This is a genomic window from Winogradskyella bathintestinalis, from assembly GCF_030407435.1.
Classification (GTDB): Bacteria; Bacteroidota; Bacteroidia; order Flavobacteriales; family Flavobacteriaceae; genus Winogradskyella; species Winogradskyella bathintestinalis.
This window is the reverse complement of record NZ_JASDDK010000009.1, coordinates 59,251-66,717: the sequence shown is the minus strand read 5'-3', so window position 1 is coordinate 66,717 and position 7,467 is coordinate 59,251. Positions and strand designations below refer to the sequence as shown.

7 protein-coding genes are annotated in these 7,467 nt (G+C 33.3%); 1 reads left to right on the top strand and 6 read right to left on the bottom strand.

All coding sequences use genetic code 11. The annotated features are described in order from the left end of the window. Nucleotides 1-109: 109 nt before the first annotated feature. The 4 genes from QMA06_RS15400 to QMA06_RS15385 are packed head-to-tail and all read right to left on the bottom strand — an operon-like array spanning nucleotide 110 to nucleotide 3,144. A complete protein-coding gene (locus QMA06_RS15400; protein ID WP_290207803.1) occupies nucleotides 110-823 on the bottom strand; it encodes a glycerophosphodiester phosphodiesterase family protein in 714 nt (237 codons plus the stop codon). Nucleotides 824-851: 28 nt separating this feature from the next. Further along, nucleotides 852-1,694: a sterol desaturase family protein gene (locus QMA06_RS15395; protein ID WP_290207802.1), complete on the bottom strand. Its 843-nt coding sequence runs from the start codon at nucleotides 1,692-1,694 to the stop codon at nucleotides 852-854. A gap of 4 nt (nucleotides 1,695-1,698) precedes the next feature. Beyond that, complete coding sequence (locus tag QMA06_RS15390; RefSeq protein WP_290207801.1) at nucleotides 1,699-2,598, bottom strand: hypothetical protein; 900 nt, start codon at nucleotides 2,596-2,598, stop codon at nucleotides 1,699-1,701. 51 nt (nucleotides 2,599-2,649) lie between these two features. Further along, nucleotides 2,650-3,144, bottom strand: coding sequence for a YkgJ family cysteine cluster protein (locus tag QMA06_RS15385; protein ID WP_290207804.1), 495 nt, complete (start codon nucleotides 3,142-3,144; stop codon nucleotides 2,650-2,652). 28 nt (nucleotides 3,145-3,172) lie between these two features. Here QMA06_RS15385 and QMA06_RS15380 point away from each other — a divergent pair, with 28 nt between their 5' ends. Continuing rightward, on the top strand, nucleotides 3,173-3,880 hold the full coding sequence (locus QMA06_RS15380; protein WP_290207800.1) for a class I SAM-dependent methyltransferase: 708 nt from the start codon (nucleotides 3,173-3,175) through the stop codon (nucleotides 3,878-3,880). Between the two features lie 81 nt (nucleotides 3,881-3,961). Here the strand turns inward: QMA06_RS15380 and QMA06_RS15375 are convergent, their stop codons facing one another. After that, the gene (locus QMA06_RS15375; protein WP_290207799.1) at nucleotides 3,962-5,578 is read right to left on the bottom strand and encodes an amidohydrolase; all 1,617 of its coding nucleotides are present in this window, start codon (nucleotides 5,576-5,578) and stop codon (nucleotides 3,962-3,964) included. A 117-nt stretch (nucleotides 5,579-5,695) separates the two neighbouring features. After that, nucleotides 5,696-7,420 carry a porin family protein gene (locus tag QMA06_RS15370; protein WP_290207798.1) on the bottom strand — a complete coding sequence of 575 codons (1,725 nt, stop codon included), beginning with the start codon at nucleotides 7,418-7,420 and terminating at the stop codon, nucleotides 5,696-5,698. Nucleotides 7,421-7,467 lie beyond the last annotated feature (47 nt).

Genomic DNA, 7,467 nt, shown 5'->3' with positions numbered 1-7,467 from the left:
TACCTGAACTTACGATTTAAGAACTGACCCAGTTCAAACTATTTTTTTGCCTTCTAAACGGCTAAAAAAAATCTTTTGAACGTCTAAATAGTAACCAAAAAGAGTCAACCTATTTCAGTATAATACAATTTTTAACCGATTCGGCAGACAACAAACTGTAAGCAGGACTCAAAATTTCTGGTTTATATGACAATGCTTCCAATTTCTTATCAATAGTTTCATAATCTTCAATTAACAATGCTATCGTCATATTTGGAGATTGTTTTTTTATTTCTTCAAGAATAGGCAAATTAAAAGACTGAAGATTTACACGACTCATCATGTTATGCTTTTCTATAACATCTAAAACCAAAGCGACATAAGCCTTAGGTTCTGGTGTAAAAACGCCATAAGAATTAGATTTTGTTTTAATTTCTATATTAAACTTTACCTCTGAGTTTTTATTGCTGACCAAATCAAAAACTTCAGATAATAACGGTTTATATAATTTCAGTTTTTTCTGATCTGGAAAGTGCGGATGAAATTTAGAACCACAATCAAAACGTTTAATTGCATCATAATCCATTTGGTATAAATTATATTGCGTTTCTAACGTATCTGAGATACCTTCACCTTTTGGGTTATAACAAATTACTGGGTTCATAAATGGCTCATGAGAAACCACCACTTTATTATCTTTTGAAATTACAATATCCAATTCTAAAGTATGAACACCCAAATCAATTGCTTTTTCGAATGCTGGTAATGAGTTTTCAGGAAACAAACCTCTAAACCCTCTATGCCCCTGAATATCTATATGTTTTTGTGTTGTATTACAGCTCATGCACAGAAAGAGTAAAAATACAATTGAACTATTTTTCAACATCAGCTGAAAGTGTTGATTTTTCATAGTTTTGAAAGGGTTGCTTTAGTAGATCTTTAATATTACTATTCTTAATCTCATCAGGAAAAACATCGACTCCGTATTTCAACTTTTCTCGATCTAGATATAAATAAGTTCCGAACATACGATCCCAAATACTAAAGATATTTCCAAAGTTAGAATCTGTATAAGGCAAACGGTAATGGTGATGCGTTTTGTGCATGTCTGGAGATACAATAACGTAGCTTAATAATTTATCTAAGCCTTTTGGCATTTTTATATTGGCGTGAGTAAATTGCGAAAACACAAGCGATAATGCTTGGTAAAGCATCACTAGAGCAATGGGTGTACCCACCACAAAAACACCAAGTAAGGTAAACAAAAACCGTATTAAACTTTCTAATGGATGATGTCTATTAGCGGTTGTTGTATCGACGTTATGATCCGTATGATGCACTAAATGCACCATCCACAGAGGCTTGACTTTATGTTCTACAAAATGTGCTAAATACGCTCCAAAAAAATCGAGTAATAAAATGCCGAGTAATACATATAACCATAATGGAAGTGTGGGTAACCAATTGATGATACCAAATTCGTTTACTTTCACCCAATCGGCAGCACCTAAAAGTAAAAAGGCCAATGCAAAATTGATTACGATTGTAGTTACTGTAAAAAAGAAATTAGGAAGGGCATGCCTCCATTTTTTATAGGTAAAATTGAACAATGGCAAACCGCCTTCAAGTAGCCAAAAGAATGTTAAACCACCAACTAAAATGAGACTTCGGTGCGAAGAAGGAATAGTTTCAAAATATGTAATGATACTTTCCAATTAATTAGGAATTGAGATTAATAAGCATTTGTGCTTTCTTCAAATTTACTAAAGATATTTTAGATTTCCATTGTTCGGCTTTAGTTTCGTCTCCTAAAATCATATGTGCCGTATAATATAAAAAAGCCACAGTAGGCTGGTTTTTAGTCGCAACATTTTCTGGGTTCATTCTTTTTAATTTTCTCAATACTTTTTTCGGACGTTCTATAATTAAATATTCTCTAAGTTTTAAAAGTTCAACACGCTGGTTTAACATATGTTGTTCTTCGTTTGGATTTTCACTAATAAAACTTGTGGCTTCAGTTAAATAGATATTTGATAAATCGACAATCTCTTTTCTAATTTCTGAATTGATATACATAGAGAAATCAAGATATTTAGAAGCCAAATAATAGGATGAATAAAAGTCTTTATTCAGTGTATAACCTCGTAACTCGTTAGCTAAAAATTCAGTATTTAAGGCATATTTCTGAATTATGGTGGTGATATTTTGAAAGTTCTCTAATTGGGTAGACATATTTAAAATATGTCCATTGATATCCATAATCTTAATAGAATCATCATTAAATTTATCGACATATCTTTGGTTTCTCTTGTTCGTAATTTGATCGTATAAATCTGCATACTCGTTTTCACTCACAATTACAGGTACAAAATGTTTCCAAATTAATGGACTAATTGTTTCATCTGTAAACATATTTTCCACTATTACAGTCGTACCATTACTTAAATTAACTGAAACATGATATGGATAAGTCGTCGCTTCTTCCCAAACCATTAACACCATTTTGTTTTCCACTTTAGCTAAGCTTTGCGCTATATCTAAATTTGTCATCCATGGTTGCGCGTTAGATATGTTGTGCGTGAAATAGAATAATATTAATGCTATAGTGAAATTTTTCATTTGATATTTTTAGTCAGTTACTCATCAACAATTATTCCGAAAATTTCATTATTACAATTGAATTCTACGTTTCATTTCTTCCACTATATTATACGCTGCCGGACAAATAGCTACATTTTTCAAGGTTAAATGAGAAATTTGTTGAAATTTTTTTCGGTCAGTATGCGGAAATTCTTGGCATGCTTTTGGGCGAACATGATATATAGAACAATAATTATCTGATCCTAAAAAAGTACATGGCACCGCTTTTAGCACATAATCATTTTCTTCATCTAAGTGTAAATAAGTTTCAATAAATTGTTGCTCTTTCATTTTAAAAAACTTCGATATACGCTGAATATCTTTGTCCGTAAATAAAGGACCAGTAGTCTTACAACAATTGGCACACTCTAAACAATCAGTACGTTCAAACTCATTGTCGTGCAACTCTTGCATTAGATAATCTAAATGCTTTGGTGGTTTCTTTTTTAACTTTGTAAAAAAGGTTTTATTCTCCTTATGCTTATCTTTGGCGAACTTTGGAAGATTATCGATTTGGTCTTGCATACTGTAAAAATACTTTTTTTTCGTCATTATGAAAGATCTCTTCGGAAAAGCATTACTCGATTACCAAAACGGAAATTATTCTGAAGACCTTGTGACTTCTACAAATATTTCGGATGAGGATATTTTACCATTACCCTACCTATTTAGGTCTTTTTCTGAAATGCCAAAATTGGAACAGAAAGCCCTGAAATTATCAAAAGGTAAAGTTTTAGATGTGGGTTGCGGAGCAGGAAATCACGCATTATGGTTACAGAAAAAAGGCCTCTTTGTAACATGTATAGACTCTTCTGAAGGTGCTATAGAAGTGGCAAAAGCACGTGGAGTCATAAATACTGAATTAAAGTCTCTGTTAGAATATACAGTAAGCCCGACCGAAAAGTTTGATACCATTTTATTATTGATGAATGGTACAGGAATTTTTCAAGAGCTTTCTCACGTAGCGACCTATTTAAAACATTTAAAATCACTTTTAAATTCTAATGGTCAAATTCTCATTGACTCCTCTGATATTTCTTACATGTATGAAGATGAAGATGGTGGTATGTGGTTAGATTTAAATCAAGGCTATCCTGGAGAATTAGATTATTTCTTATCATACAAAGGCCAATCAGAAAACCCGATGAAATGGTTGTACCTCGATTTTGAAACCTTAAAAACTGCTTGTATAACGGTTGGTTTACAATGTGAAAAAATTATGGATGGTGAACATTTTGATTATTTAGTGCGAATATATTAGGTTATTGCACAACGTTCCGAAGGAAAAACCTTTATGAAAATTGAGGTCTTCTTTTTGAAGCATGGCACCATAACTTATAAATTATTGCACCTCACCATCAACTACAGTTTTCAACACCTCAACATCAGGAATTTGGTTAGCATCAACAGTCATAATATCTTTATCTAAGATGATAAAATCTGCAAACTTCCCAACTTCTATACTCCCTTTTTCTTTATCTTCAAAATTAGAATAGGCTGCCCAAATGGTCATTCCTTTAAGAGCTTCTTCTCTAGTTAATGCATTTTCCATTTGAAAACCATTGTCCGGATACTGTTCTAAATCCTGCCTAGCTACTGCTGCATAAAATGTTAGAAATGGACTTACACGTTCCACAGGGAAATCAGTACCTAAAGCTACTTTGCCGTAAGCATCCAACAATTGCTTATAAGCATAGGCACCTTTAATGCGATCAGCACCTACTCTTTCTTCCGCCCAATACATGTCGCTAGTAGCATGTGTTGGTTGAATTGAGGGCATAATATTTTTGTAAAAATCAAAATCTTGAGGAGATACAATTTGTGCATGTTCTACACGCCATCGTCTATCTTTTTTTCCATTAAGAACTTTGTTATACGTTTCTAAAACAGCTCGGTTCGCTGAATCCCCGATAGCATGGGTATTCATTTGAAACTCAGAATTTGCAATGCGCTCTGCAGATTTTTTAAGTGTTTCTAAGTCAGTAACCATCAATCCTAAATGACTAGGCTTATCGCTGTAAGGCTCTTTAAGCATTGCGCCTCGAGATCCTAAAGCACCATCTGCATAAAACTTAAATGAACGTACATTAAGTTGGTCTGTTTTTGTAATTCCTTTATCTAAGAAATAATCTAAATTTTCGTTTGTATGCGACACCATAGCATAAATACGCATTTTTAGTGCGCCAGATTTTTGAAGGCTATCTATAATTTCTATTGCCTCTTTATCTAATCCTGCGTCATCAACCGTGGTTAACCCCAAATCGAAACATATTTTCTGCGCTTCTAATAAGGCATCAATATAATCCGCTCTGCTTGGTTTTGGCCAATAATCCATGACTAAATTCTCTGCATTATCGATGAGAATTCCAGTCAGTTTTCCATTTTCTACTACCACTTCACCTCCATCTATTTTACTATCAACGGTAACATTACCCAAGTCTAAGGCAGCCTGGTTGGCTAATATGGCATGTCCGTCAATACGCGTTAAAGCAATCGGTGTGTTAGGGTATAATTTATCTAATAAATTTTTATTTGGGAATTGTTTGTCTTCCCAATCGTTTTGATCCCAACCTCTTCCTAAAATGTATGCACTATTTTTTTCATCTTGAAAATCTAACACACGCTTCATAAGCTCTGCGAAACTTTTAGTGCCCACTAAATCCACGGCTTGCTGATTAAAACCTAATCCTAAAAAATGACAATGTGCATCTATAAAACCAGGTAAAAGTGTTTTGCCTTTACCATTAATAATTTCTTCAGATTGGTATTGTTCATCTATTTCTGAAGATGTACCAACCGCAATTATTTTACCGTCTTTTACCGCAAATGCTTCTGCTTTATTGAAGTCTTTATCAACGGTATAAATATTGGCATTGGTAACAATTAAATCGGCTTGTTGCTTCTCGGTCTCACAAGATACAACTGTCAGTAATATCGCGATAAAAAATAATCTTCTCATTGTCTTTAGTTTTAAGCGTTGTAAAAATAAGAAAAGCGCTCCGAATTGGAACGCTTTTGAACTATAACAATAAAATTAAAAGATAGCTTCACGCTGCTCGCAATGACGCTACTATTTTTAGAAATCAAATTGATAAGTGGCTCCTGCAAGCACTTGAATCCCTTGAACTGGAAAATTCAACCAGCGCTCGTAATTTTGACTTGCAATATTGTTTGCCTTCCCAAAAATAGACAACTGGTCGTTTACTTTATAACCCACATGTGCATTGATATCAAAATAACTATCTAAAGAAACCGTTGCAACCGTATTATTCAACGCATTAAGTTCATCAACAAATCGTCTCTGATCCTTACGTTCACCTACAAAGAACAAGCTTGATCCTGCAAACCATTGTTCAGAGATTTGATAATCTAAGAAAAGAGAGGCTGTAAGATCTGGTAAGTTCCATGCCTCAGCTTGGTTATCTGTATTATACGCAAAAAACTCTCCTTTTACACCTAATGTAAAATTTCTATTAAAGTCCACATTCAATTCACCTGCTACCGAAAACGTAGTTACATCATCATAAGTTACGTTAAATGAATTTCCATACTGATATACAGATAATGGAGCATTTGAAGCCGGATTTGATTTATACAAGGCTTTGTTCTTTTCTGAAGCATAATTCGCTGTTAAATTATAACCTACATTATTGGTAAGTTTACCTTTTACACCCACAAATATTTTGTACTGCTGATCCGTTGGTGTTATAAATAAAGACGGAGATACAAATGGATTTTCGTTTGCAAAATCATAATACGAATTCTGAATTAAATCGCCTTTAAGTCCACCATAAGCAATTAATAATTCATCAACTAAACGGTAAGACGCTTCAATATTTGGATAGATTAAAAATTTACTTTCACTAAATTCTGTATCATTAAGATAAACCAATTTAACACCCAAATCTAAGGTTAAATCATCTCGTGTCATTTGAAAAGAAGGAGCAAAACCCAAAGTTATATTCCCGTAGTCAATTTCTGCAGTAGTAACCAAATCTCCTTCAAAATAACCACTGATATAATCTACTGATAGCTCTGCGTTAATAACTTCATCTTGAACAGGAAAATCAAAACCAGTTTTGGCCACTAATCTATTTTCTGCAGAATCATGACTATCTCCAAAACGTCTAAATCGAAGACTAGCATCTTTTACAATAGCATCTTCAAAATCTATCTTACCATCAACATATAAGTCGTTATATATCTGGCCAGCATCAACACCGTCTAAATCACTTTCTAAATAAAAATCTTGAGAGACTCCATACCAATTATAGGTTTGTAAATTAAATCCTCCATCTATTTGCCACGTAAAATCTCTATCACTTTTTTTATAGTAAGCGTTTAATTTTGTTTTAGAAAAATTGTCATCTAAAAGTAAATCATCGATTCCTCCTTGTGATGAATGATGACTAAAATAGCCACCAACATTTTCATCTCTACTTAATTCGTGATTGAGATACACTTCACCCAAAATAGTGGTGTAAGACCCAAAACCTAAAGAGGCATAATTATCATACAATTTTACAGCTTTAGCCTTATCTACCGTTGCTGCTTTTCCTTTTGCAGGTGTAAAGGTTGAGGCTACAGGAATTGAAAAAATATTATACTTTATGTCTTTTTTCTTTACACTGTTTGAATCGCTTAAGGTTGGGTTATCCTTAATTTTAAACGCATCTGAAATTGTTGGTGTGTATGGTTTTATAACATTGACCGTTTGGTCTGCAATGGTGTCTTTTTCTTGGGCATTGCCAAAAGCTAAACTCAATGTTAATAGCGATAATATTATATACTTAGTTTTCATGTGTATTTATTTGATTGCAAATATTTTGACGATTTATGAGATCCCTT

What these genes read in the sequence shown, in the direction of transcription:
- QMA06_RS15385 (WP_290207804.1), bottom strand. Translation starts at nt 3,144, where the DNA reads ATGCAAGACCAAATCGATAATCTTCCAAAGTTCGCCAAAGATAAGCAT.
- QMA06_RS15375 (WP_290207799.1), bottom strand. Translation starts at nt 5,578, where the DNA reads ATGAGAAGATTATTTTTTATCGCGATATTACTGACAGTTGTATCTTGT.
- QMA06_RS15390 (WP_290207801.1), bottom strand. Translation starts at nt 2,598, where the DNA reads ATGAAAAATTTCACTATAGCATTAATATTATTCTATTTCACGCACAAC.
- QMA06_RS15370 (WP_290207798.1), bottom strand. Translation starts at nt 7,420, where the DNA reads ATGAAAACTAAGTATATAATATTATCGCTATTAACATTGAGTTTAGCT.
- QMA06_RS15400 (WP_290207803.1), bottom strand. Translation starts at nt 823, where the DNA reads ATGAGCTGTAATACAACACAAAAACATATAGATATTCAGGGGCATAGA.
- QMA06_RS15380 (WP_290207800.1), top strand. Translation starts at nt 3,173, where the DNA reads ATGAAAGATCTCTTCGGAAAAGCATTACTCGATTACCAAAACGGAAAT.